Consider the following 24,431-nt stretch of genomic DNA (forward strand, 5'->3'; position numbering starts at 1 on the left):
CTAGTCAAAGACTCTCATATAAAAGCATAAAATAAGATTCGTATTAATTAGGTAAAGCTTTCTTATTTTATATAAGTGTTTATTACCTTTGTGCCTCATTTTTATAAGCATTATGAGCGCACCTAAGAGATATACAATTACATCAGCTTTACCATATACAAATGGCCCAATTCATATAGGTCATCTTGCAGGAGTTTATGTTCCCGCAGACATATATTCTAGATACCTTAGAATTACAGGAAATGACGTGGCCTTTATTTGTGGGAGTGATGAACATGGTGCTGCCATACCAATGCGCGCTAAAAAAGAAGGAGTTTCTCCTCAAGTAATTATTGATAAGTACCACGCAATCATTAAAAAGTCTTTTGAAGATTTCGGAATTACCTTTGATAATTATTCTAGAACCTCTGCCCCTATCCATCATGAAACGGCTTCTGATTTTTTCAAAAAATTATATGAAGATGGAAAGTTTATTGAAGAAACCTCTGAACAATTATATGATGCAGAAGCAGATCAGTTTCTTGCAGATCGTTTTGTAACTGGTACTTGTCCAAAATGTGGATACGAAGAAGCTTATGGAGATCAGTGCGAAAACTGTGGTAGTTCTCTGAATGCAACCGATTTGATAAATCCAAAATCTACAATTTCTGGAGCAAAACCGACATTAAAACAAACAAAACACTGGTTTTTGCCATTAGATCAATATGAAGATTTCTTGAAAGAATGGGTACTAATTGGCCATAAAAAGGACTGGAAAACTAATGTATATGGTCAAATTAAATCCTGGGTTGATGATGGACTAAGACCAAGAGCAGTAACTCGTGATTTAGATTGGGGAATCCCTGTTCCGGTAGAAGGAGCAGAAGGAAAAGTACTGTATGTTTGGTTTGATGCACCGATTGGATATATTTCTTCAACTAAAGAATGGGCAGCAAGAGAAGGAAAAGACTGGGAACCATACTGGAAAGACAAAGACACAAAACTTGTACATTTCATTGGTAAAGATAACATTGTATTTCACTGTATTATTTTTCCTAGTATGTTAAAGGCTGAGGGAAGCTACATTTTACCAGAAAATGTTCCTGCAAATGAATTTTTAAACCTTGAGGGAAACAAACTCTCTACTTCTAAGAATTGGGCCGTTTGGTTACATGAATATTTAGAAGATTTTCCAGGTAAACAAGACGTATTACGCTATGCACTAACTGCAAACGCTCCAGAAACAAAAGATAATGACTTTACTTGGAAAGATTTCCAAGATAGAAATAACAACGAACTAGTTGGTAATTTTGGAAACTTTATAAATCGTATTGTTGTCTTAACGAATAAATATTACGACGGTATCATTCCTGAACCAAATGAATTTTCTGAAGTAGATCAACAAACCTTAAAAGAACTAAGAGCCTATCCTGATGTTATCAGTAGCTCTATTGAGCGCTATAGATTTAGAGAAGGTTCACAAGAATTATTAAACGTTTCGAGATTAGGTAATAAGTATCTAGCAGATGAAGAACCTTGGAAACTTATTAAAACAGATCCTGAGCGTGTTAAAACTATTATGTATGTTGGTTTACAAGTTGCTGCTGCTTTAGCTACTTTATCAGAACCATTTTTGCCTTTTACATCTCAAAAATTAAAGAATATCCTTGCTATCAATTCTGATGACTTAAAAACGAACTGGAATGATATTTCTACAAAAGAGGTACTTCTTCCTGCCAATCATAAGATTGAAAAAGGCGAACTATTATTTTCTAAAATTGAAGATACTGATATCCAAAAACAACTAGATAAATTAGAAGCTACTAAAAAAGCAAACCAAGCTGAAAACAAAACCATAGAACCGCAAAAAGACACAGCTACTTTCGAAGATTTCACTAAAATGGATATGCGAGTTGGAACTATTGTAGAAGCTGAAAAAATGCCAAAAGCAAAAAAGCTTTTAGTATTAAAAGTAGATACTGGAATTAATACTAGAACGATCGTTTCAGGCATAGCAGAACACTTTAAACCAGAAGACCTAATTGGTAAAAAAGTGACTGTTTTAGTAAATCTTGCTCCTAGAAAATTAAGAGGTGTAGAAAGTGAAGGGATGATCCTAATGACTGAAACTCCTACCGGAAAATTAGTCTTTTTAAATCCGGATCAAGATGATGTCAATCCTGGTGCTACGATTAGCTAATGTTTGAATACTATTAACTACTTGAATTTTCTTCAATATCTTTTCTGAGGTCTAATTTCCTAAAAGCTGGAGAAACGATAGAAGTAAAAATAACAGTTAGTAATGTCATACTACCGCCAAATACAACGGCTGTTACTGTGCCCATGTATTTGGCAGTAATACCACTCTCAAAAGCTCCTAATTCATTTGAAGATCCTACAAACATGGAATTAACAGAAGAAACTCTCCCTCTCATATGATCAGGAGTTTTAAGTTGTAATATTGTTTGTCGTATCACCATTGAAATTCCATCTGTAATTCCACTAAAAAATAATGCCATTACAGAAATCCAAAAAACAGAAGAAACACCAAAAATTATAATACTAACTCCAAATCCAAAAACAGCTAATAACAGTTTTATACCTGCTTTTTTATTAATCGGAAAATATGCAGTGGTAAACATAATTATAAAGGCCCCTACAGCAGGAGCAGCCCTTAGAACACCAAAGCCTTGTGGTCCTACTTTAAGAATATCCTGAGCAAAAACAGGTAATAAGGCAATAGCACCTCCGAAAAGAACAGCGATCATATCTAAAGTAAGTGCCCCTAAAACCGCTTTGGTCTTAAAAACAAACGTTAACCCTTCTTTCAAACTCTTAAATATAGGTTCACCAATATTAGGATTCATTATTGGTTTCTTAGGAATCCTAAACAAACAAATGAAAGCTATTAACGCCCAACCAATAATCACCAACATCGACCAATGCACATCAATAAAACCTATTGTAAATCCCGCAAGCGCTGGTCCAGCAACGGCTCCTATTTGCCAAGTGGAACTACTCCAAGTTGCAGCATTAGGGTACACCTTTTTAGGAACTAACAACGCTAACAAGGAAAACAAAGTCGGACCTAAAAAAGCTCTAACAATACCCCCTAAAAAAACAAGAAAATAAATTCCATACAAAATAGTAGATTCAGCCATAGAACCTGAAATGCTAGGCCAAGTTAATAGTAACAAACCTAAACTAATTCCCAAAAATCCTAAAATACACGTAAGTAGTAAGCTTTTCTTCTCTTTTTGATCAACAATATGACCTGCAAATAAAGCCAAAGATACTGCCGGAACAACCTCCATTAAACCAATAATACCTAAAGAAAGTGGGTCTTTGGTAAGACTATACACCTGCCATTCAATCACTATAAATTGCATAGTCCACGCCATAACCAGTGACAACCGTATTAATAAAAAAATTGTAAACTCTTTATATCGTAATGCGGAGTAAGGATCATTTTTCATCAAAAAGGTAATTGGTTGTTTGGCAAAGATACTATCTTCGTATTCATTAAGTAAATGATTATTGCCTTATCTAAATGCTAAAAATAGCATACCATCCTATATACAAACACCCATTACCAGAAGGACATCGTTTTCCGATGATCAAGTATGAGCTATTGCCTAAGCAATTGCTACATGAAGGTACTTGTCATCGAGAACACTTCTTTACACCAAAAATACCTGATTCTACACATATCTTAGCTGTTCATAGCACAGAATATTATCAAGAACTTACTAAGCTTACATTAGATCGAAAAGCGATACGTAAGATTGGTTTCCCACTATCGCAGGAGCTCGTTGATCGAGAAGTAATTATTGCTGATGGCACTATTAAAGCTTCAGAATATGCAATAGAGCATGGGATTGCAATGAACATAGCAGGAGGAACGCATCACGCTTACAGCGACCATGGTGAAGCTTTTTGTTTATTAAATGATCAAGCTATTGCTGCTAGATATCTATTACAAAAACAACTGGCAAGTAAAATACTGATCGTAGATCTAGATGTGCATCAAGGAAATGGCACAGCAGAAATATTTAAGAATGATCCAAATATATTTACATTCTCCATGCATGGGGCAAGTAATTATCCTTTTAAAAAAGAACAGTCTGACCTGGATATTTCACTTAGTAATGGAACAGAAGATAAAGAATATCTAAAAATTCTGAAAGAAACGCTCCCTAACCTTATTCATGCGCAAAAGCCCGATTTTATATATTACCTCTGTGGAGTAGATATTTTAGGTTCCGATAAATTGGGCAAATTGGGATGCACCATAAAAGGCTGCAAAGAAAGAGATCGATTTGTTATACAAACTTGTAAGGATCATACTATCCCTGTAATGTGTTCTATGGGTGGTGGATATTCTCCAGATATTAAAACTATTATTGAGGCGCATGCTAATACCTTCAGATTAGCGCAAGAAATCTATTTCTAATACAAACAAAACTTGCGAGCTTTTAATAATATAAGTTTTATACTACACCTCCTTATCATAGTATACCTACAAACGAAAAATCCATTTAACAAATTCTCATTTAACATAAAGTTTTAGTGCATAAAACTTTAAAAATCAATACCATTAAAAGCTTTTTAATAAAAATGATATTTATCAAAAATAGAATCAATAATGAAATACTAAAAGTTTTTACGCAATCGTTATAGCTGTTATACAAATCATAACTAAGCTTAACTAAAATGAAAAAAATTTACATCCTATTTCTGATGGCAATTCTAATGTCATCAGAATACGTTATTTCTCAAGAAAATTGTCCCGGTAATTGGTTAACTGTAAACGGCAACAAATTATTAGATGCCGATGGTAACGAAGTAATACTAGCAGGTGTTAACTGGTTCGGATTCGAAACACAACTTAGTAGTTTCCACGGTATTTGGTCAAGGGATCATAAAAGTGTACTACAGCAGTCTAAAGATCTTGGGTTTAATTGCTTTAGAATACCTTGGCACAATATGATGCTAAGAGATGGTGCTTCAATAAATATTGGCTCTTATGGTTCTGATCCTTATACCGGTGTAACGCCTATGAATGAAGAAGAGTCAACTTTTACAACTCCATTAGAGCTATTAGATAGAACGATTCAATGGTGCCAAGAAAATGATATGAAAGTAATCCTAGATTGCCATTCTAGAAACCCTGATGCGTATCTCGTTGAAAAATTGTGGTATACCGATAATGTACCAGAACAACAATGGATTGATGACTGGGTATTTATAGCAGATCGTTATAAGAATTTTGATGCTGTTATCGGAATGGATATCAATAATGAACCAAATGGTAAAATTGATAATCCAGAAGGTGCTAGATGGGGAACAAATGACGCATTCGACTGGCGTTTAGCGGCCGAAAAGTGTGGTAACGCTATCTTAGAAGTAAATCCGAATGTATTAATTATGGTAGAAGGGATTGAAGCATATACAAAACCTGATGGTACTGAAACATCATATTGGTGGGGAGGAAATCTGCAAGGAGCTAGAGATTATCCTATTACCTTAAGCAATCCTAATAAATTGATGTATTCACCTCACGAATATGGCCCTACAGTATTTGAACAGGAATGGTTTTCTGCACCAGATTTTCCTGACAATATGCCTGGAATCTGGGAAGAACAATTTAACTTCTTAAATACAAACGGAACTTCTCCTCTACTCGTTGGAGAATTAGGAATTAAAGGGCAAGGAGGATTAGATGAAATCTGGTTTGCCAAGTTTATAGATTTTATCAAAGAAAAGAAATTACACTTTACATTTTGGGCATTAAATCCTAATTCTGGTGATACTGGTGGTATTTTGGCTGATGATTGGAGCACAGTAGTGCAATGGAAAATGGATTATTTACAGCCCATTTTATCAAATCCAATCCCTAATTGTTCTGCAGGTAACGTATTAGCGGTAGATGATCTTTCTGATATTTCTTTTAGCGTATACCCAAATCCAGTATCTCAAACATTAAATTTCAACTTTAAACAAGGTAGTATTAATTCTATCAGTATTTATGATCTTAATGGCAGAAAAGTGGATCATATTGCACAAGAAATTTTATCTTCTGATAGCTATTTATATGATGTTTCTAAACTAACTGCTGGAGTATATCTTTCTAAAATCACTATTACTAACTCTAAAGAAACGTTCACTAAAAAAATAATCATTCAATAATAGATCTTTTATCATATCTATAAAAAATGGAGTATACTAATTAGTGTACTCCATTTTTTTAACCCCTATATTATCCATTTACAAACGATTAAATCGGATTATTGTATATTGCTATCAAATAATACTTTATGCAAAAAGACTGTCCAGAATGTGGTGAAAAAATTATTGGTCGCGCTGACAAAAAATTCTGTAGTGATTATTGCAGAAATGCCTTCAATAATAAACTTAATAAGGATAGTAAAAACTTAGTAAGAAATATCAATAACCGCCTTAGAAAAAACTACCGCATTCTAGAGGAACTCAATCCAAAAGAAAAAACAAAAACTACCAAATCAAAGTTAATTGCTAAAGGGTTTGATTTTCAATTTTTCACCAGTATTTATACTACAAAAGTTGGAACAGTATATTACTTCGTTTATGATCAGGGATATCTTCCTTTAGAAAACGAATACTATGCTTTAGTAAAAAGAAATAACTAATATGTCTTTTTTAAAACTTCAATTAATGGCTATAGGAGATAGTGGATTCTTTTTCATTTTTCTATTCGGTATTATCGTTTTTTTTATTCTATCTCAAGTTTATAGTAAAAAAAATAGGATGCTAAGGAAGTTAAAAGAACATTCTTTTAAAAAAATCCCTCTTTGTAAAGAAAACGAATACATTAAAGTTAAAGGTAAAGCTTTACCTATTGATCAGCCTTTAATTTCGCCTATTGGGAAAAGAGAATGTTTGTATTACAAAATTCAGGTAGAAGAAAAAAGAAGTAATGGAAAAAACAGCTCTTGGAGAACAATCATTACCGAAGAAAAATTTCAAAATTTCATTCTAGAAAGTGACGGAAATAAAGCAATTATTGACACAAATATCCCGAAAAAAAGTAAAATCACATATCTCGATCAAGACGTTGAATACACTTCTGGAACTTGGAAGGATGCACCTGCTTTTTTAGAAAAGTTCCTTCAATCTCATGGAAGAGAAAGCACAGGGTTTTTAGGCTTTAATAAAAGTATCCGCTATAAAGAAGGAGCGATAGAAATAGGTGAAGAGATCACAATATTGGGTATGGCGAATTGGAAAGAATCCGATCACAATTTTGATCGATATTCTCCCAAAAGCATGTACATATCGGGTGATATTGAACGTAAACTTATCATAACTGATCTTTCTAAAGCAAAAGAATCAAAAAAGACGACTTAAACCTACTTATACGTCTCTCCAGTTTTGGCCTTTCATCTGTAAAGCTGCTTTCATAACATCTTTTTGACTTATTTGGCCTACTAACTTGCCATTTTCTAATATTGGAAAACGTCTTCTTTTACTCTCTAAGAATTTATTAGCAGCATCAAAAATACTAATATTACCGTCTATGGTATCCACATTTTTTGCCATAAACCTTTCTACGTTAGCATCGTCAATTGGCATATTGTAATAACGACTTTCGTTTAGTTGTTTAATACAATCCCCTTCAGAAATAATTCCTAACAACTCATTCTGTTCGTTAACCACCGGGCCTCCGGAAATTTTATTTTTTATTAAGGTTTCCATCACTTCCATTACGGATTGTTTTGGAGAAAAAGTGATCAAATTCCTAGTCATGTAATCCGAAACTTTAATTGGAGTATTATCCTGCTTTTTTACCTTGGTTCTCGCGCCCTGAAAACTTATAATTCCCATAATAATAGTGATTTAGTGAATCTTAAATATAGTCATTTTCAATTACTTATTCAATAGTATTTTAACATTTATGATGATAAAATCTGATTTTATTACCTTTATCAAAATTACTCGAACGGTTAAAATTTAGATATTTCTTAAAAAAATATGGTTCGTGTAGACTATCTTAAAAGATATTAAACAAATGAGGGAAATAAGAATCAATTTGACAAAAGTGAGTTTATTTCTATTGCTTATTAAAACCTTATCTTCTTCTATTCAAATCCTAGACGATATACTTTTATCTAGACTAACAAAACAAACTAAAAACTGATGAAAAAAATTCTTTCAGTAATCACGTTCATATGCATTCTTTTTTCTGTATGGTATACCTTTTATAGTAGTATGCCTCAGCAAATATCAGGTTTGGACACACCAGAACAAGAGTTCTCTACATTAAGAGCATTAGAGCACGTTAAAAAAATCTCCGAAAAACCGCATTATTTAGGAAGTTCAGCGCATGAAGAATCAAAAAATTATATTCTAGAAGAACTTAAAAAATTAGGTTTATCTCCAGAAATTCAAGAAGGATTTTCCTTGGGCGATAAAGGAACAATGAGTAAGCCTCAAAATATCGTAGCAAAGATAAAAGGTACTAAACCTGGAAAAGCTTTACTCTTATTATCTCATTACGATAGCAGTCAACATTCTTCTTATGGTGCGAGTGACGCTGCAAGTGGTGTTGCGACTATTTTAGAAAGTATTAGAGCCTATTTAAGTCAAAATAAAACTCCAACTAACGATGTTATTATTTGTATTTCAGATGCAGAGGAATTAGGGCTAAACGGAGCAGATTTATTTGTGGCGGAACACCAATGGGCTAAAGATATAGGACTTGTACTTAATTTCGAAGCAAGAGGAAGTGGTGGAAATTCTTTTATGTTAATGGAAACCAATGGTAAAAACGGCAGAATGATCGAAGAATTCATTAAAGCTGATCCCAAATTTCCAGTGACAAACTCCTTAGCTTACAGTATTTATAAACTACTTCCTAACGATACGGACTTAACTGTTTTTAGAAAACATGGAAATATTGAAGGATATAATTTTGCTTTCATCGATGATCATTTTGATTATCACACTGCAAATGATACTTGGCAAAACCTTGACCTTAATACATTACAACATCAAGGTAGCTATTTAATGCCATTACTAACCTATTTTTCTGATGCTGATATTTCTAATCTAAAATCAGAACAAGACTTTTTATATTTTAATATTCCTATATTCAAAATCATTAAATATCCATTTACATGGATCTATCCTCTACTTGGAATAGCCATTTTTCTTTTCATTGGACTTATTATCTATGGAAAGGCAAGGTTTCGTATTAATTTTAGCGAAGTTGGAAGCGGATTTTTAGCATTTATTATTTCGACAGGATTAGCAGGAGTACTTGGTTTTGGGCTTTGGAAATTAGTGCTAATAATATACCCAGAATATCACGACATATTACACGGATTTCCATATAATGGATATTACTATATAGCTGGAGCTATATTCCTTGCTATAGCAGTATTTTTTAAAGTATACAGTATCTTTAATAATGTAGAAGAACTCCCAAGTATATTAGTAGCTCCATTATTTTTTTGGATACTAATCTGTGGAGCTGCTGCCGTGTATTTAGAAGGTGCTAGCTATTTTATAATTCCAGTATTACTATGTCTTTTATGTCAATTTGTTTTGATTAATCAAAAAAGACCATTTCCTTTATTGATGTTAATTCTATGTCTACCCTCTATTTTTATGATGGTACCTTTTATTGCAACTTTCCCTGTGGCCTTAGGGTTAAAAATAACTTTTGCTTCCTCTGTACTTACAGTTTTATTATGTACGTTATTACTACCAGTGATTGGTTTTTATACTAAGAAAAGTATGTTGGGTACGGTCGCTTTCATAATTGCTTTAGCGTGTCTTGGTGCATCTCATTTTAAATCAGATTTTACCAAAGAAAGGCAAAAACCAAACAGTTTAGTGTACATCATACACGAGGACAACAATAAAGCGTATTGGGCTTCTTATGATCACACATTAGACCCATGGACCAAAAACTATATTGACCGTCTTAAAAACATTGCTAAAGATTGGAATCAAAACACTATCGAAAGTAAGTACAGTAATTCTTTTAACTATGTTAACGAAGCTCCTTTAAAAAACATTAGTTCTTCGAAAATAGAAACTTCTTTTGATAGCATACAAGGAGATACAAGAATTTTAGATTTATGCATACGACCACAGAGAAATATTAATAGAATGGATTTATTTATCCGAAAATCTTTTAAATTTAATAAGCTATCTGCAAACTGTATTTCTGCTAAAGATATAACTGGCAAAGATGGTTTTGTAAAAAACTCTTTTACTGAACGTACTGGTAATCGCTTACTGACGTATCATCTAAGGAATAATGAATCACTAGAGTTAAAAATGGAATTTCATAAAGATTCAGTTCCAGAGATTGTTCTTTATGAATCTTCTTATGACCTGCTAGAAAACGGTTTATTTTCTATTCCTAAGCGTTCTGAAACGATGATTCCAAAACCATTTGTATTAAATGATGCCATAACTATTAAGAAAACATTGACATTAGAATATGTCGAAAAAATCAAAGATTCCGCATCTTTGCAAACTAATCAATCTTCAAATCTGTCAGAAGATAATGAACAAACAAATTAGTGTATTAGGAACTGGGTGGTTGGGATTACCTTTAGCCAAAGCTCTTTTAAAAGAAAACTACATAATTAAGGGATCTTCTACAACAGAAAGTAAATTAGGAACCCATAGAAATGATGGGATTAACCCATATCTATTGGAAATGACTGAAGATGGCCCTAAGGGCAACATCCAGTCTTTTCTAGATGGAAGTAACATTTTAATTATTAATGTCCCACCAGGATTACGTAGAAACCCTGAAGGTAACTTCGTAACTAAAATTAAAAAATTAGTTCCGCTAATTGAAAAGTCAACGATTAAAAAGGTGGTTTTTATAAGCTCTACTTCTGTTTTTTCTGACGAAGATGGTTTTCCTTTAATTACACCAGAAACTACCCCTAATGCGATTACAAATGCGGGAAAACAGTTAATAGAAGTAGAAAAACTATTACAAGAAAATAAAAAATTTCATGTTGTTATACTTCGTTTTGCAGGTTTATTTGATTCTAGAAGGCATCCAGCAACAATGTTATCTAAGAGGAAAGATATTAAAAACCCTCTAGCCCCGGTAAATCTTATCCATCGGGAAGATTGTATTGGCATTATCGAAAAAATTATCAAAATCGACAGGTGGGATAAAACATATAATGCATCTTACCCTGATCATCCTAAAAAATCGGCCTATTATAGTGCAATCTGTAAACAAATGGAATTACCAGTTCCCGATTATGATTTTGATACTCCGTCAAAAGGAAAAATTATTGATTCAAAAAAATTACAACACAACTTGCAATACAGCTTTAAAAGAAACCTGTATTTATTTAGTTAACTCTAACAAGTCCAAACGTTTGATTAAAGAATCAATTAGCTTTTCTTGCCTGTATGGATTAGGAAGCGTAAATCGATTACCAAATTTCATACGATGAAACCGCTCTAAATAAAACGAAAAGCTACCTGGTTTTATATCTCCATTCTTATAAGCATTATATAAATAGGTAAAGTTCCTTTGCCTTGACTCAATATTTCCTGAATGATGAATAACGATCCAAGGAGTTCCAGCTGCTATTTCTCCGAGTGTATCTATAGAAGGATGGCCATATTCTTGTAGATACAGTTCTATTTTTTGAAGATTAGTTCGATCATTTTTAATCATCTTCCGTATCGCCTCCTTTTTCTCATCACTATCATATCCAAATTCTAGCTCTACCTCGGAAAGATTCTTACGAACTTTTTGATCTTGTTCATGTATCTCTGATAAAAAAGCCACCTTCTTATTATTAGTATCCAAAGACTTAACCTCAAGAATAATCTCTCCGCTTATTTTATCTTCCTTATTACAAGCTAATATTAATATAAAGATCAAATAATATATAACCTTTTTCATAATACTTCTTTAATATTGAAACCTTAATCTATTTCAAAGACTACGGTAAATTATATTGTTTATCGAATTTGGTGGTGTAGTATCTACCTAAAAAAACTGAAAAATTACTTGGCCCTAAATCTCCTTGTTTATATGCTCTATAGAGATGCTCAAAATTTCGTTCTTTGGATGCTAAGTTTCCAGAATGGTGAATGACTATATAAGGAGTTTTTGCTGCCAAATCGCCATGTATTGCGGCAGATGGGTGTCCATATCTACTTAAATATAATTCAATTTTTTGTAGATTAATTTTATTAGTTTGTAGCATCAATTGAAAAGCTTCTTTTCTTTCTTTACTTTCATAACCATATACCATTTCAATATCAGTAATATGTTTACGCATCTTCCAATTCTCTTGTTGTATTTCTTCTAAGAAAAACCTTCTTTCATCATTGGTAACCAAACCTTCTACTTCGCTAATAATATGCTGATTTACTACATCCTTTTTCGAACAGCTAACTGATATTACAAATAGGACAGCTAAGTAAAATATAATTTTATCCATAGCTTTTCGGGGATTATCTAAAAACTCCAAATATTAAGCTATTTGGAGTTTTAGCGTTTAACAAAACAATTTTACTTATAGCGTATCATAATATGCTACCAATCTAACTAAATCCACTTCCTTCTTAAAGTTTAAACCTTCTTTATTTATATAACTTTTTAACTCACTTTGTTTTCCAGGAAAAGATTTTACAATCTTTCTTTTATTCATTTTAAGATATACCAGCTTACCATCAATCTCGATATAATATTTTTCATGATCCATAAACTTAGCTGGTGAATTTTTATGATAAGAAGTTTTCGCTACTGTTGGATGTACAAATGTTTTAGTCAGCTCTTTGTACACATTAATTTTCGAATTGCATCGAAGTTTAATTAAATACCCTTTTTTAGGTTTATTACTTGCATCATTATATTCTTTATAATGATACTCTTGGTTTCCTATTCTAGCAAAAACCTTTTCCGCTTTTATCATAGCGTTAATGTTCTTACTTTCGGGGTGTTTTACAAGTTCAACTTCATTAGTATAAACATTATACCTAACGAACATCCCAATTACTTTTTTCTCAAAACTTAGATCTACTAATTCTCCTTGTCTAAATACTTTATCTTCATAAGGTGACCCTACAGCTCCTTCTAGACTTACATTTTCAATCTCTCCTGGAGCGTCCCTTTCCTTATACTCTAAAGGTCTGAACAATTGATCAATTGGAGTTAGTGAACTCCTGTCAATACGACTTTGAGCACTAACATTAAATGTGATTAATGCTATAGCAATAAATAAAATAATTTTTTTCATTTTTTATGATTTTGATATTCCTAATAAAAATAACTAATAAAAAGCTTCTGTAATAGTCTTTTAACTTAATCAAACAACCCACAAACTTATTATCATATATTAATTAATGTCTTTAATTCGAAAAATGTTACCACAAAAAACATTCATTTTCAAAAAAAACTCCAAATCAAATGATTTGGAGTCTTACCCTTGTTTATATATGTTTAATAAACTATCCTTTCAAGCTTGCTTTAAGGTATTCTCGATTCATACGTGCTATATTCTCTAAAGAGATTCCTTTTGGACACTCTATCTCGCAAGCACCTGTATTCGTACAATTACCAAATCCTTCTTCATCCATTTGATTTACCATAGCCATTACACGTTCAGTTGCTTCTACTTGGCCTTGTGGTAACAATGCATATTGAGATACCTTTGCTGATGTAAATAACATCGCAGAAGCATTTTTACAAGCAGCTACACAAGCTCCACAACCAATACAAGTTGCTGCGGCAAAAGCATCATCTGCATTTTCCTTATTTACTGGAATTGCATTCGCATCTATCGTATTTCCAGAAGTATTTACCGAAATATAACCTCCGGCATGTTGTATTCTATCAAAAGCACTTCTATCTACCATCAAATCTTTTACTACAGGAAATGCCTGTGCTCTAAAAGGTTCTATAAAAATAGTATCCCCATCATTGAACTTTCGCATATGTAACTGACAAGTAGTAACTAATCTATCTGGCCCATGAGGTTCTCCGTTAATCTGTAAAGAACAAGCTCCACAAATACCTTCTCTACAATCGTGATCAAAAACTACAGGCTCTTCGCCCTTAGTAATCAATTCTTCATTTAACACATCTAGCATTTCTAAAAAAGACATGTCTCCTTCAATTCCAGATATCGGATACTCTACTATCTTTCCTTTAGATTGAGCGTCTTTTTGACGCCATATTTTTAATGTAAGATTCATAGCTTTTATTTATAAGAACGTGTTTTTAATTCAATGTTTTCAAATACTAAATCTTCTTTATGAAGTACAGCATCTTTAGGTTCTCCCTTGTATTCCCAAGCAGAAACATACTTAAAGTTTTTATCATCTCTCAATGCTTCTCCTTTTTGTTCTCCTGATTGTTCTACAGACTCTTCTCTAAAATGTCCCCCACAAGATTCATTACGATCTAAAGCATCTTTAGCAAATAATTCTCCTAATTCTAAGAAATCCGCAACTCTTCCTGCTTTTTCTAACTCTGGATTCATACTATTAGCATCTCCAGGAACTTTTACATTTTTCCAAAAATCTTCTCTTAAAGCAGCAATTTCATCAATCGCTTCCTTTAATCCTTTCTCATTACGAGACATCCCGCATTTGTTCCACATGATTTTACCTAATTTTTTATGGTAATAATCAACGGAATGCTCTCCAGATCCAGCCATTAATTTTTCGATTCGATCTTTTACATCCTTCTCTGCTTGATCAAATTCTGGAGTATCTGTAGGTATTTTCCCTGTTCTAATATCATGAGATAGATAATCTCCTATTGTATACGGTAATACGAAATATCCATCAGCCAATCCTTGCATTAAAGCAGAAGCTCCTAACCTATTTGCTCCGTGATCAGAAAAATTAGCTTCTCCAGCTGCATAACATCCAGGAACAGTAGTTTGTAAATTATAATCTACCCAAAGACCTCCCATTGTATAATGTACTGCAGGATAAATCATCATTGGTGTTTTGTAAGGATTCTCATCTACGATCTTTTCATACATCTGAAATAAGTTACCATACTTGTCCTCTATTACTTTTTCTCCAAATTCTAATATCTGTTCTGCGGTTGGATTATGAATACCAGAGGTTAATGCTTTTTCTTTTCCGTATCGTTGGATTGCAGCTGCAAAATCAAGATATACTGCTTCACCAGTTTTGTTAACTCCAAAACCTTCATCACAACGTTCCTTTGCAGCTCTAGAAGCTACATCACGTGGAACTAAATTTCCAAATGCAGGATACCTTCTTTCTAAATAATAATCTCTTTCTTCCTCAGATAATTGTGTAGGTTTTAATTTACCTGCACGAATAGCCTCAGCATCCTCTTTTCTCTTCGGAACCCAAATTCTTCCATCATTACGCAAGGATTCAGACATCAGTGTCAACTTCGATTGATGATCACCTGATACAGGAATACACGTAGGATGAATCTGAGTATAACAAGGATTTGCAAAAAAGGCTCCTCTCCTATGTGCTCTCCACGCTGCCATTACATTACTACCCATTGCATTGGTACTCAAGAAAAATACATTTCCATATCCTCCAGTTGCCAATACTACTGCATGAGCAGAATGACGTTCGATCTCTCCGGTTACCAAGTTTCGGGCTACAATACCTCTAGCTTTACCATCTATTTTCACAAGATCTAACATCTCATGACGATTGAAAGCTTGTATTTTACCTCTATTAATCTGGCGGTTCATTGCAGAATATGCTCCGAGTAATAACTGTTGTCCAGTTTGTCCTTTAGCGTAAAAAGTACGAGATACTAATACTCCACCAAATGATCTATTATCTAACAATCCACCATATTCACGTGCAAAAGGCACACCTTGTGCAACACATTGATCAATTATATTTCCTGAAACCTCTGCTAATCTATATACATTTGCTTCTCTTGATCTATAATCTCCTCCTTTTACAGTATCATAAAAAAGGCGATAATTAGAATCTCCATCTCCTTGATAATTCTTTGCAGCATTGATTCCTCCTTGTGCTGCAATAGAGTGCGCACGTCTTGGAGAATCTTGATAACAAAATGTTTTAACGTTGTAACCAAGTTCTGCCAACGTAGCAGCAGCACTTCCACCTGCTAATCCAGTACCAACAACAATAACATCAATATTACGTTTGTTTGCCGGATTTACCAGGTTAATTGTATTTTTATGTTTTGTCCACTTATCAGCCAGTGGACCTTCTGGTATTTTAGAGTCTAAAATTGACATAATAGTGGTTTTAATGATTATGATTAAAATGAAGAACCAAGGATATGATTATAAATCCAAGAGGAATTACAATAGCGAACACCTTAGCAAACTTAGTTGCTCCCACAGAAAATTTATTATTAAAACCAACTGATTGAAAGGAAGACGCGAAACCATGCCAAAGATGTAATGCTAAGAATACAAATGAAAGCACATATATTCCTGTGCGTACTGGACTTACAAATTTCTCTAAGAGCTCGTGATAGTAACGAGTTGGATCTTCTGGTGCAAATTCTACATATTTATGAACCATTTCTGGAATCCAGAAATCGTAAAAATGTAATCCTAAAAATGCTAAAATTACCAAACCTGAAAGAATCATGTTTCGTGACATCCAAGAAGCATTAGCCCCACCGCTATATTTTGCATATTTAACCGCTCTTGCATTTCTATTTTTTACTTCCAAAATAAATCCCATTACAAAATGGAAAACTACTCCAAAAATTAATACGGGTTGCAGCGCAAATTGAACCAAAGGATTTGTACCCATAAAATGGGACAACTCATTAAAAGTATCCGGACTAAAAATAGAAGTAAAATTGATCGTAAAGTGCTGTAATAAGAAAAACACTAAGAAAAGTCCCGAAAGTGCCATGGCAACCTTTCTAGCTATTGAAGATTTTATCAATCCACTCATTATTAAGAATGTTTAAAAATTTGATTAGCAAAAATAAGCTTCAAACTTGTTTTTAACAAGATTTTGATACAGTAATGCAGTATTTATAATGAATTAAAATAGAATTCAAATTTTGTTGAGTCTTCATTACGAAATCGTTTGAAATATAGTACTAACTTTGAACAAAAGACAATGTTCTTTTTTAAAATTATCATAATTTTACTTCATATGACACTTATTGTTTATGCTCTAAAGGTTCACATTTCAAAACCAATATTGTAAAAAGAAACCTTAAATCAGTTCATTATCGACTTCTTTAAGTATAAAAAAGCAAAAATATTACTTTTGAATAATACTCAAACTTTAACACATTACTTTTTGATTAAAAGAAACCTATTAACAATTGTATTTCTAACATCACTATGGTGTTCCGGAAAATCATTAACAAAAACAAATGTAAATCAGTCAATTGCCTCCGATAGTTTACAAGTTAAATCACCGGAACAATTAGTAACATACTTAAAGAATTCCAATTCTCAAAAAAGTAAAATATTCGAAATTGCTCTTTCTACTCTTGCTTTAGATCCCCTAATTTTAGCAGAACATTATTATGATATATCTGAACATTATTATGACAAAGGACAATTCGACCGAAACATCTATTATTTAAACAATGCGGTCAAATCTATTAAGCACACGGAGAATGACTCTATGTTAAGTAAATATTTTATAGGATTAGGTAATGGTTATTTAAAAGATTGGAAAAATCAAAAATCCCTTGACTACTACAATAAAGGGTTAAACATTGCTTACAAATACAATAATACTAGAAATCAGTTTATTGCTAATTCCGGAAAAGCTATCATTCTTAAAAGAATGGAGAAGTTGGATAAAGCTCTAAAAGTCTGCAAGAACTCATTAAATATTTTAGAAAAATCCGAAGATAAGAACACTAAAAATCATGTCAGGATGCTTACCATAATAAGCGAAATTTATTTAGACCAAAAAAAATATGATTCTGTCTTACATTACACTGATCTAGGCCTTATAATTTCTAAAGAGTTAGATTATTCAATTGGATCAATTGATTTGTACACAAAAAAAGGAATCGTTGCTTTAAACAAAAATGAACAAGCTGAAGCCTGGCAATATTTTCGCAAAGCAGAAAAAATCTTAATCAAAAACGAAGTTACCCAAAAAAAATCCATACTAAACTTATATTACTTTATTGCCAAATCTCTTTATAAAGAAAAAGAATATGATAGTGCAATCTCTTATTTAAATAGTTGCATATCGATATTAGAAGAAAAAGATTCTCGAAACATCAGAGCACTCGATATATATATATTATTAGCAAATTGTTATACCGAAACCGGCAAAACCAATGAAGCAATGCATTGGTTTCAAAAGATCAATAAATTGAAAGATCAATTTCAGGATGCTAAAGATAAAACGATCACACAGTTATATAATCAAGAAATTGATGATTTAAAAAATCAAATAGAAATACATAAAAATAAGGAAATCAGACAGGAACGCTATAAGGAATTAGCTTTTTTTATTTTACTAATTGTCTCCGTTGTTTTGTTTTTTATTGTTCTTAAATATTTCAGAAATCAAAAAAATAATAAAAAGCGGTTTAATGAACTAATCGAAAAAATAAACGTTCTAGAATCAAAAGAGAAAAACCTTGCACAAGCAGTAGTAATTAATGACGATAAAGTAACTGCTGTACTAAAAGGATTAGAAAAACTCGAAAATCAAGAATATTTTTTAAACACTGATTGTGATCTTAGATCAATGTCTAAAAAAGTAAAAACAAACACCACATATCTATCCAAAATTATTAAAACGCATAAGGCAACTAGTTTTAACGATTATATTAATAACTTAAGAATTGAATACGCTTTAAAAAGATTAAAAAACGACAAAAAATTCAGATCCTTTTCTGTTAAATCGATTGCCTTAGAAATTGGTTACAAAACCGATAATTCTTTTACTAAACATTTTAAATCAAAGACAGGATTAAATCCGTCTTACTATATTAAAAAAATAAATAATCAGAATGAAATTTAATTAACTTCATTCCATAATTTTAAAATGAAGCAGACTTATCTTAAAGTCAAAAGAGCGTTTTCAATTAATGTGCAAATCCTACCTTAATTTCTTTAAAATACGGTTAGTCTTTTATGATTTAACAACTAATCAAAGTATATTAATATCGCATTTATCGGAATACATAAGGCGAATATTTATTTTAAAACATTACGATCATGAAAACAAAACAAAAAAACACGATTCATTTAAAAAAGCTTACTATTGCTAAGATTAATCAACACGCAATGATAAAAATAAAAGGTGGAGATTGCGATCCTACAAAACCAGATACCGGAACCCATCATAGTATATGCATATGCGATGATGTTTTTTAAATCATTAAAAAATTAACCCCTTTTAATTCATCTATATTTTACATCCGTATTTTACATAAAATACGGATGTTTTGTTTTTTTGAATATTCATTTAGATCTACCTTGAATAAAGAATCATTGTACTGCGAGTACTTGATTTAAATAAGGGTAAACCGAAAACCTTATAACAGAGTAGGTGAAATACTTTAATAATTTAAATCACAAAATTATGTTATCTAAAATTCTAAAATTAAAAGATGTTGAGCAGTTAGACAAAAAGCAGCAAAAGGGAATTAAGGGAGGTACTATACAATATCCTATTGGATGCCAAACAAGAAGGGATTGTTTTATAGTGACTGGAGAGTTTGATTGGTCTTGCGAAATAGCATATCCATATGCATTGCATAAAATCTGCAAACCTCTATAAGCTTTTATTTCTCATCTATAAACCCTGAATATTCAGGGTTTTTTTATACCTTCTTTTTTTAATTTATATATGAGAAATATCAACACCAAATTGCCAAATATAGGAACCACTATTTTTACTGTTATGAGTAATATGGCAAATGAATACAAAGCAATTAATCTGTCTCAAGGGTTTCCAAATTTTGAAGCAAATAAAAAATTAATAGACTTTGTAAACTCAGCTATGCAAAAAGGATATAATCAATATGCACCTATGCCTGGCTTGGTATCTCTTAGAGAAATCATTGCTGAAAAAACAAATACTTTATATAATAGTAATTATCACCCCGATACTGAAGTAACCGTTACTTCAGGTGCAACCCAAGCGATCTTTACTATTATTTCTGCTTTTATCCGCCAAGGAGATGAAGTTATTATTTTCAAACCTGCTTACGATTCATATGAACCTTCTATAGAACTTTTTGGAGGTAACGTTATTCCTGTGCAATTATCCACTCCTAACTTTACTGTTGATTGGGAAGAAGTAGCTAATAAAATTACTTCTAAAACCAAGATGATGATTATCAACACACCTCATAATCCTACAGGAACAATTTTATCCAAAGAGGATATGCTAAAACTAGAAAATTTATTAAAAGGCACGGATATTATTTTACTTAGTGACGAGGTATATGAACATATAATTTTTGACAGTCAACCGCATCAGAGTGTTGCAAGGTTTCCGGGATTATCCGAAAGAGCATTTATCACTGCTTCTTTTGGAAAAACCTTTCATACTACCGGTTGGAAAATGGGATACTGTATAGCTCCTAAAGAGTTGATGAAAGAATTCAGAAAAGTACATCAATTTAATGTATTCTGTAGTAATCACCCTATGCAATATGCCTTAGCCGAATATTTAAAAACTCCTGAAAATTATATGTCTTTACCCAATTTTTATCAGGAAAAAAGAGATTTATTTTTATCATTAATTAAAGATTCTCGATTTTCATACGTCCCAGCTGCCGGGACTTATTTTCAATTACTAGATTATACCAATATTACGGATGAGGGAGATGTAGCTTTCGCCGAAAGGTTAACAAAAGAACACAAAATTGCTTCTATACCTGTTTCAGTATTTAATCTAAATCAACAAGATGATAAAGTGTTACGATTTTGTTTTGCGAAAACGGATGATACTCTAAAAAGTGCTGCAGAAATATTGTGTAGTATTTAATCTTATCCTAATATTTAAGCTTCAAAAGCTGAATTATAAAGTAACATTTTAATGTAAAGTGTTACTTATATAAAATCTAAAATTATTCTGAGATGCATTTATGCTAATCATTTATTAAAAACAGAGCTTTATGAAAATTAAATTTATCCTTTTTATTACTATTACAATCTTAACTTTTATATCATGTTCGTCAGATGACTCATCACCTGAAAATAGTAATTACGCAATGACGGCTAAAATTAATGGAGAAGATTTCCAAGCCAATAATCCTTTTGGAAACAATGAATCGTCTAGCACAACTATTTTCAATTACTTCCCAAAAGAAGACTTTGTTTTATTAATTGGTAGAGAGGGAGGTGTTATCGGAGGTAAAGAAATTAAAATTTGGTTAAAAAAGAGTGATATTATTGTTGGTTCTTATGAAACAGGTCCTGAAACCTTCGACACCACACCTTCTCACTTTATCGACTTTTTAGACCTTACTAACGAAATAGATGAATCTACGAAAAATGGCACAATTGAGATCACAGAAGTAAATACCTCAACAAACACTGTAACCGGAACTTTTTCATTTACAACAGTGGATGGAACCGCTGACCCTTCATCACCAATTGATTTCAACATAACCGATGGAACATTTAAATACATATATGAGTAAGAATCATTATTAAAAAATTGAAAAAGTAAAAGTCAGTTACTTAGCTGACTTTTACTTAATTTTACAACTAATTCCTTTAGTAATGCTAAAAAAAGAAACTTACTAAAAATCAAACCTCAGCTGTATAATCTCAATTTCTTCTTTTTCTTTCTTTTTTTGATCTTTATTTCCAGTATTCAAATTAGACAAAGAAATTCCTAAAAGACGTACCGAATTTTTCATTTCTGACTGATATAATAGTTCTTTCGATGTCTCTAATAAAATATCCGCGTCATTAACAAAATATGGTAATGTCTTACTCCGTGTCTGTAACGTAAAATCACTATATTTAATCTTTAGAGTAACCGTTCTTCCAGCAACTTCACTCCTTTTTAATCGTTTTTGTAATTCTTCGGCAATATTTTCTAAGCGTTCTAACATATATATCTCAGAGGATATATTCTCATTAAATGTTCTTTCGGCTGCTAATGATTTTCTTTCTCTATTTGGTTTTACTTCACTTAGATGAATTCCTCTAACTATATTATAATAGTGCCCTCCAGATTTACCAAAATGCTCAGTAAGGAACTCTTCAGATTTTGTTTTTAAATCCTTACCTGTATAAATACCCATCTGATACATTTTAGCTTGTGTAACCTTTCCTACTCCATAAAATTTTTTGACATCCAAATCTTCCAAAAAATCTAATACCTCTTCAGGATTTACAGTTTTCTGTCCATTTGGTTTGTTATAGTCACTAGCTACTTTTGCAATAAACTTATTAATAGATATTCCTGCAGATGCCGTTAATCCAACTTCCTCTAAAATGCGATGTCTTATTTCTTGGGCAATCAAAGATGCACTTGGATTCCCTTTTTTGTTTTCGGTAACATCCAAATATGCTTCATCTAAAGAAAGTGGTTCTACTAAATCTGTATAATCAAAAAATATCTTACGGATCTGTTTAGAAATTTCTTGATATCTATCAAACCTAGGTCTAACAAACAATAGATCAGGACATAGTTTTCTGGCCGTAAATCCAGGCATTGCAGAACGCACACCAAACTTTCTTGCCTCATAACTCGCTGCACTTACCACACCTCGTTTTCCACCACCACCAACCGCTAAAGGTTTTCCTTTAAGTTCTGGGTTATCCATTTGCTCAACAGATGCATAAAATGCATCCATATCTACGTGTATAATTTTTCTATCGCTTTTCATTCTTGTCCGTTACAAAAATAATAGTTATAAATCATTTTAAATGAACCACAACATACTGGTTATCAACTCAAATTATGAGATTTAGCGAGTAAATATTTGGCTCTTAAACACTTCTAAAAAATGATATTACTATATTTGTATAGATTTTATGAGATAAAAATAATATCTTGCTTTATTGATCCCAATCAATTTGAACTAAATTATATTTAAAAAAATGAAAAATTACACCCTACTGCTACTCTTTGCATTTATCTGTTGTAAATCAGAAAGCAAATCTCCAAATGACACTACAGTTAATAACAATCTTGTCAATTCTGAAAATGTAAGTGATGTTACTATCACGAACAACTCGAATCCGAGAACTTATTCTATACAAGGAACTGGTTCTTCAAAAAAAGGAGAGAATTCCAAAAAAAATGCAGGTAATTTTAGTCAGAACCTTTCCATTCAATGGATATCAGATACTGCAATACAATATACCCTAACCTTTAATAATGCTACTTGTAATAAAACTATTGGAGGTAGAGCCTCAATCGTAAAAGCGAATAAAGAGCCTTTTGCAATAAGTCATAATGGAAAATCTTTAGAAGTAGATAAATATAAAGACAAAAAAGAAAGCTTTGATATTATTTTACAGATTGATTCTCAAAGTAAGGATAAGGTTGCGGTCAATCTAGTTTTTACGAAAGATGATGGAGATGAAAATTGTACTCCAGAAAGCGCTGTAATGTTAGAGCAGAAATAACATTATTCTTATTTCTATATTCTTTTTAAAAAGTACTATTAATGCGTATTGTTGTATACAAACAATCACGGATATTCATTGTAGGTTAAAGTTACATAATGGTATTGCTCATTATATTTACATAAAATCTATTATAAATGGGCAAAACAGCGATCATACTTGGCGCAACAGGATTAACTGGTAGGATTCTTTTAACATCATTACTTAAAGATAATCGTTATACTAAAATCAAACTGTTTTCAAGAAAAGAAATAGGGATTTTGCATTCTAAAATTGAAGAACATTTGATTAACGTACTGCAACTAAAATCAATCTCCGACAATTTTAAGGCTGATGAAGTGTTTTGTTGTATAGGAACCACAAATTCAAAAACTCCAGACAAAGGTCTTTATCGTTCAATTGATTTCGGAATACCTGTTACGGCAGCACAGCTTTGTGTTCAAAATAAAATTGAGACTTTTATAGTAATTTCTGCATTAGGTGCTGATAGCGATAGTAAGATTTTTTATAACCGCACTAAAGGTGAAATGGAAGAGGCTGTATTAGGATTTGAAATACTAAAAACGCATATTTTACAACCTTCATTAATTAGCGGTAAAAGAAATGAAAAAAGAGCAGGAGAATTTTTTTTTAAACAATTCATGAAGATTCTAAATCCTCTACTCTTAGGACCTTTAAAAAAATACCGTTCTATTCATCCTACAACCATAGCATCGGCAATGATATGGTTAGCAAATAACTTCTCTGAAAAGAAAAGAATAGTTTCTGATGAAATACAAACGATTCACACCAAAAAACATATATAATTAGTTCATATACCGTATACGTATCTTTCTAAGCCCCTATTATTACTGAGTATTTATCTAAGCTTCTAAATTTGTTCAA

Annotated in this window: 23 protein-coding genes; 14 read left to right on the forward strand and 9 right to left on the reverse strand. The window is 32.0% G+C overall.

Features of this window, described 5'->3' with window-relative positions:
* The first annotated feature begins 112 nt into the window (after nucleotides 1-112).
* Complete coding sequence (metG, locus tag NMK29_RS19390; RefSeq protein WP_108803268.1) at nucleotides 113-2,179, forward strand: methionine--tRNA ligase; 2,067 nt, start codon at nucleotides 113-115, stop codon at nucleotides 2,177-2,179.
* Between the two features lie 13 nt (nucleotides 2,180-2,192).
* Here metG and NMK29_RS19395 read toward each other — a convergent pair whose 3' ends face one another.
* Entirely contained in the window at nucleotides 2,193-3,458 is a 1,266-nt protein-coding gene (locus NMK29_RS19395) for an MFS transporter (protein WP_108803269.1), read from the reverse strand.
* A gap of 71 nt (nucleotides 3,459-3,529) precedes the next feature.
* Between NMK29_RS19395 and NMK29_RS19400 the strand changes: the two genes are divergently transcribed.
* The 4 genes from NMK29_RS19400 (at nucleotide 3,530) to NMK29_RS19415 (ending at nucleotide 7,365) form a co-directional block, all read left to right on the forward strand.
* The gene (locus tag NMK29_RS19400; RefSeq protein WP_108803270.1) at nucleotides 3,530-4,432 is read left to right on the forward strand and encodes a histone deacetylase; all 903 of its coding nucleotides are present in this window, start codon (nucleotides 3,530-3,532) and stop codon (nucleotides 4,430-4,432) included.
* 260 nt (nucleotides 4,433-4,692) lie between these two features.
* Nucleotides 4,693-6,168: a cellulase family glycosylhydrolase gene (locus tag NMK29_RS19405; protein WP_108803271.1), complete on the forward strand. Its 1,476-nt coding sequence runs from the start codon at nucleotides 4,693-4,695 to the stop codon at nucleotides 6,166-6,168.
* 128 nt (nucleotides 6,169-6,296) lie between these two features.
* On the forward strand, nucleotides 6,297-6,647 hold the full coding sequence (locus NMK29_RS19410; protein ID WP_027393281.1) for a hypothetical protein: 351 nt from the start codon (nucleotides 6,297-6,299) through the stop codon (nucleotides 6,645-6,647).
* A gap of 1 nt (nucleotide 6,648) precedes the next feature.
* The gene (locus tag NMK29_RS19415; RefSeq protein ID WP_108803272.1) at nucleotides 6,649-7,365 is read left to right on the forward strand and encodes a hypothetical protein; all 717 of its coding nucleotides are present in this window, start codon (nucleotides 6,649-6,651) and stop codon (nucleotides 7,363-7,365) included.
* Between the two features lie 6 nt (nucleotides 7,366-7,371).
* On the opposite strand, the gene NMK29_RS19420 is transcribed toward NMK29_RS19415, so the two are convergent.
* Nucleotides 7,372-7,842, reverse strand: coding sequence for a CBS domain-containing protein (locus NMK29_RS19420; RefSeq protein WP_108803273.1), 471 nt, complete (start codon nucleotides 7,840-7,842; stop codon nucleotides 7,372-7,374).
* A 312-nt stretch (nucleotides 7,843-8,154) separates the two neighbouring features.
* On the opposite strand from NMK29_RS19420, the gene NMK29_RS19425 reads away from it, so the two are divergent.
* Nucleotides 8,155-10,554 carry a M28 family peptidase gene (locus NMK29_RS19425; protein ID WP_108803274.1) on the forward strand — a complete coding sequence of 800 codons (2,400 nt, stop codon included), beginning with the start codon at nucleotides 8,155-8,157 and terminating at the stop codon, nucleotides 10,552-10,554.
* On the forward strand, nucleotides 10,538-11,359 hold the full coding sequence (locus NMK29_RS19430; RefSeq protein WP_108803275.1) for a hypothetical protein: 822 nt from the start codon (nucleotides 10,538-10,540) through the stop codon (nucleotides 11,357-11,359). The genes NMK29_RS19425 and NMK29_RS19430 overlap by 17 nt, the downstream gene beginning before the upstream one ends.
* On the opposite strand, the gene NMK29_RS19435 is transcribed toward NMK29_RS19430, so the two are convergent.
* From NMK29_RS19435 to NMK29_RS19460, 6 genes are all read right to left on the reverse strand, one after another.
* Entirely contained in the window at nucleotides 11,348-11,914 is a 567-nt protein-coding gene (locus tag NMK29_RS19435) for a hypothetical protein (RefSeq protein ID WP_108803276.1), read from the reverse strand. The two genes, NMK29_RS19430 and NMK29_RS19435, sit on opposite strands and share 12 nt — an antisense overlap.
* Before the next feature lie 40 nt (nucleotides 11,915-11,954).
* Entirely contained in the window at nucleotides 11,955-12,458 is a 504-nt protein-coding gene (locus NMK29_RS19440; RefSeq protein ID WP_108803277.1) for a hypothetical protein, read from the reverse strand.
* 75 nt (nucleotides 12,459-12,533) lie between these two features.
* Complete coding sequence (locus tag NMK29_RS19445; protein ID WP_108803278.1) at nucleotides 12,534-13,256, reverse strand: hypothetical protein; 723 nt, start codon at nucleotides 13,254-13,256, stop codon at nucleotides 12,534-12,536.
* A 211-nt stretch (nucleotides 13,257-13,467) separates the two neighbouring features.
* Nucleotides 13,468-14,214: a succinate dehydrogenase/fumarate reductase iron-sulfur subunit gene (locus NMK29_RS19450; protein WP_027393274.1), complete on the reverse strand. Its 747-nt coding sequence runs from the start codon at nucleotides 14,212-14,214 to the stop codon at nucleotides 13,468-13,470.
* A gap of 5 nt (nucleotides 14,215-14,219) precedes the next feature.
* Nucleotides 14,220-16,235: a fumarate reductase/succinate dehydrogenase flavoprotein subunit gene (locus tag NMK29_RS19455; protein WP_108803279.1), complete on the reverse strand. Its 2,016-nt coding sequence runs from the start codon at nucleotides 16,233-16,235 to the stop codon at nucleotides 14,220-14,222.
* A gap of 10 nt (nucleotides 16,236-16,245) precedes the next feature.
* Complete coding sequence (locus tag NMK29_RS19460; protein WP_108803280.1) at nucleotides 16,246-16,911, reverse strand: succinate dehydrogenase cytochrome b subunit; 666 nt, start codon at nucleotides 16,909-16,911, stop codon at nucleotides 16,246-16,248.
* A 357-nt stretch (nucleotides 16,912-17,268) separates the two neighbouring features.
* Here NMK29_RS19460 and NMK29_RS19465 point away from each other — a divergent pair, with 357 nt between their 5' ends.
* From NMK29_RS19465 to NMK29_RS19485, 5 genes are all read left to right on the forward strand, one after another.
* Nucleotides 17,269-18,966, forward strand: coding sequence for a response regulator transcription factor (locus tag NMK29_RS19465; RefSeq protein WP_108803281.1), 1,698 nt, complete (start codon nucleotides 17,269-17,271; stop codon nucleotides 18,964-18,966).
* Nucleotides 18,967-19,163: 197 nt separating this feature from the next.
* Nucleotides 19,164-19,322 carry a hypothetical protein gene (locus tag NMK29_RS19470; protein ID WP_159092205.1) on the forward strand — a complete coding sequence of 53 codons (159 nt, stop codon included), beginning with the start codon at nucleotides 19,164-19,166 and terminating at the stop codon, nucleotides 19,320-19,322.
* Between the two features lie 208 nt (nucleotides 19,323-19,530).
* Nucleotides 19,531-19,728: a hypothetical protein gene (locus NMK29_RS19475; RefSeq protein WP_108803282.1), complete on the forward strand. Its 198-nt coding sequence runs from the start codon at nucleotides 19,531-19,533 to the stop codon at nucleotides 19,726-19,728.
* 69 nt (nucleotides 19,729-19,797) lie between these two features.
* On the forward strand, nucleotides 19,798-20,943 hold the full coding sequence (locus NMK29_RS19480) for a methionine aminotransferase (protein ID WP_108803283.1): 1,146 nt from the start codon (nucleotides 19,798-19,800) through the stop codon (nucleotides 20,941-20,943).
* Between the two features lie 130 nt (nucleotides 20,944-21,073).
* Complete coding sequence (locus NMK29_RS19485; RefSeq protein WP_108803284.1) at nucleotides 21,074-21,601, forward strand: DUF6252 family protein; 528 nt, start codon at nucleotides 21,074-21,076, stop codon at nucleotides 21,599-21,601.
* Between the two features lie 102 nt (nucleotides 21,602-21,703).
* On the opposite strand, the gene dinB is transcribed toward NMK29_RS19485, so the two are convergent.
* Nucleotides 21,704-22,801 carry a DNA polymerase IV gene (gene dinB / locus NMK29_RS19490; protein WP_108803285.1) on the reverse strand — a complete coding sequence of 366 codons (1,098 nt, stop codon included), beginning with the start codon at nucleotides 22,799-22,801 and terminating at the stop codon, nucleotides 21,704-21,706.
* A 214-nt stretch (nucleotides 22,802-23,015) separates the two neighbouring features.
* On the opposite strand from dinB, the gene NMK29_RS19495 reads away from it, so the two are divergent.
* Complete coding sequence (locus NMK29_RS19495) at nucleotides 23,016-23,546, forward strand: hypothetical protein (protein WP_108803286.1); 531 nt, start codon at nucleotides 23,016-23,018, stop codon at nucleotides 23,544-23,546.
* 137 nt (nucleotides 23,547-23,683) lie between these two features.
* The gene (locus NMK29_RS19500) at nucleotides 23,684-24,352 is read left to right on the forward strand and encodes an NAD(P)H-binding protein (RefSeq protein WP_108803287.1); all 669 of its coding nucleotides are present in this window, start codon (nucleotides 23,684-23,686) and stop codon (nucleotides 24,350-24,352) included.
* Nucleotides 24,353-24,431: the final 79 nt, after the last annotated feature.

The organism is Aquimarina sp. Aq107 (assembly GCF_943733665.1).
In the GTDB taxonomy this organism is placed as follows: domain Bacteria; phylum Bacteroidota; class Bacteroidia; order Flavobacteriales; family Flavobacteriaceae; genus Aquimarina.

Coding starts and splice junctions, on each gene's coding strand:
- metG (WP_108803268.1), top strand. CDS start 113: ATGAGCGCACCTAAGAGATATACAATTACATCAGCTTTACCATATACA.
- NMK29_RS19400 (WP_108803270.1), top strand. CDS start 3,530: ATGCTAAAAATAGCATACCATCCTATATACAAACACCCATTACCAGAA.
- NMK29_RS19405 (WP_108803271.1), top strand. CDS start 4,693: ATGAAAAAAATTTACATCCTATTTCTGATGGCAATTCTAATGTCATCA.
- NMK29_RS19410 (WP_027393281.1), top strand. CDS start 6,297: ATGCAAAAAGACTGTCCAGAATGTGGTGAAAAAATTATTGGTCGCGCT.
- NMK29_RS19415 (WP_108803272.1), top strand. CDS start 6,649: ATGTCTTTTTTAAAACTTCAATTAATGGCTATAGGAGATAGTGGATTC.
- NMK29_RS19420 (WP_108803273.1), bottom strand. CDS start 7,842: ATGGGAATTATAAGTTTTCAGGGCGCGAGAACCAAGGTAAAAAAGCAG.
- NMK29_RS19425 (WP_108803274.1), top strand. CDS start 8,155: ATGAAAAAAATTCTTTCAGTAATCACGTTCATATGCATTCTTTTTTCT.
- NMK29_RS19430 (WP_108803275.1), top strand. CDS start 10,538: ATGAACAAACAAATTAGTGTATTAGGAACTGGGTGGTTGGGATTACCT.
- NMK29_RS19435 (WP_108803276.1), bottom strand. CDS start 11,914: ATGAAAAAGGTTATATATTATTTGATCTTTATATTAATATTAGCTTGT.
- NMK29_RS19440 (WP_108803277.1), bottom strand. CDS start 12,458: ATGGATAAAATTATATTTTACTTAGCTGTCCTATTTGTAATATCAGTT.
- NMK29_RS19445 (WP_108803278.1), bottom strand. CDS start 13,256: ATGAAAAAAATTATTTTATTTATTGCTATAGCATTAATCACATTTAAT.
- NMK29_RS19450 (WP_027393274.1), bottom strand. CDS start 14,214: ATGAATCTTACATTAAAAATATGGCGTCAAAAAGACGCTCAATCTAAA.
- NMK29_RS19455 (WP_108803279.1), bottom strand. CDS start 16,235: ATGTCAATTTTAGACTCTAAAATACCAGAAGGTCCACTGGCTGATAAG.
- NMK29_RS19460 (WP_108803280.1), bottom strand. CDS start 16,911: ATGAGTGGATTGATAAAATCTTCAATAGCTAGAAAGGTTGCCATGGCA.
- NMK29_RS19470 (WP_159092205.1), top strand. CDS start 19,164: ATGAAAACAAAACAAAAAAACACGATTCATTTAAAAAAGCTTACTATT.
- NMK29_RS19475 (WP_108803282.1), top strand. CDS start 19,531: ATGTTATCTAAAATTCTAAAATTAAAAGATGTTGAGCAGTTAGACAAA.
- NMK29_RS19480 (WP_108803283.1), top strand. CDS start 19,798: ATGAGAAATATCAACACCAAATTGCCAAATATAGGAACCACTATTTTT.
- NMK29_RS19485 (WP_108803284.1), top strand. CDS start 21,074: ATGAAAATTAAATTTATCCTTTTTATTACTATTACAATCTTAACTTTT.
- dinB (WP_108803285.1), bottom strand. CDS start 22,801: ATGAAAAGCGATAGAAAAATTATACACGTAGATATGGATGCATTTTAT.
- NMK29_RS19495 (WP_108803286.1), top strand. CDS start 23,016: ATGAAAAATTACACCCTACTGCTACTCTTTGCATTTATCTGTTGTAAA.
- NMK29_RS19500 (WP_108803287.1), top strand. CDS start 23,684: ATGGGCAAAACAGCGATCATACTTGGCGCAACAGGATTAACTGGTAGG.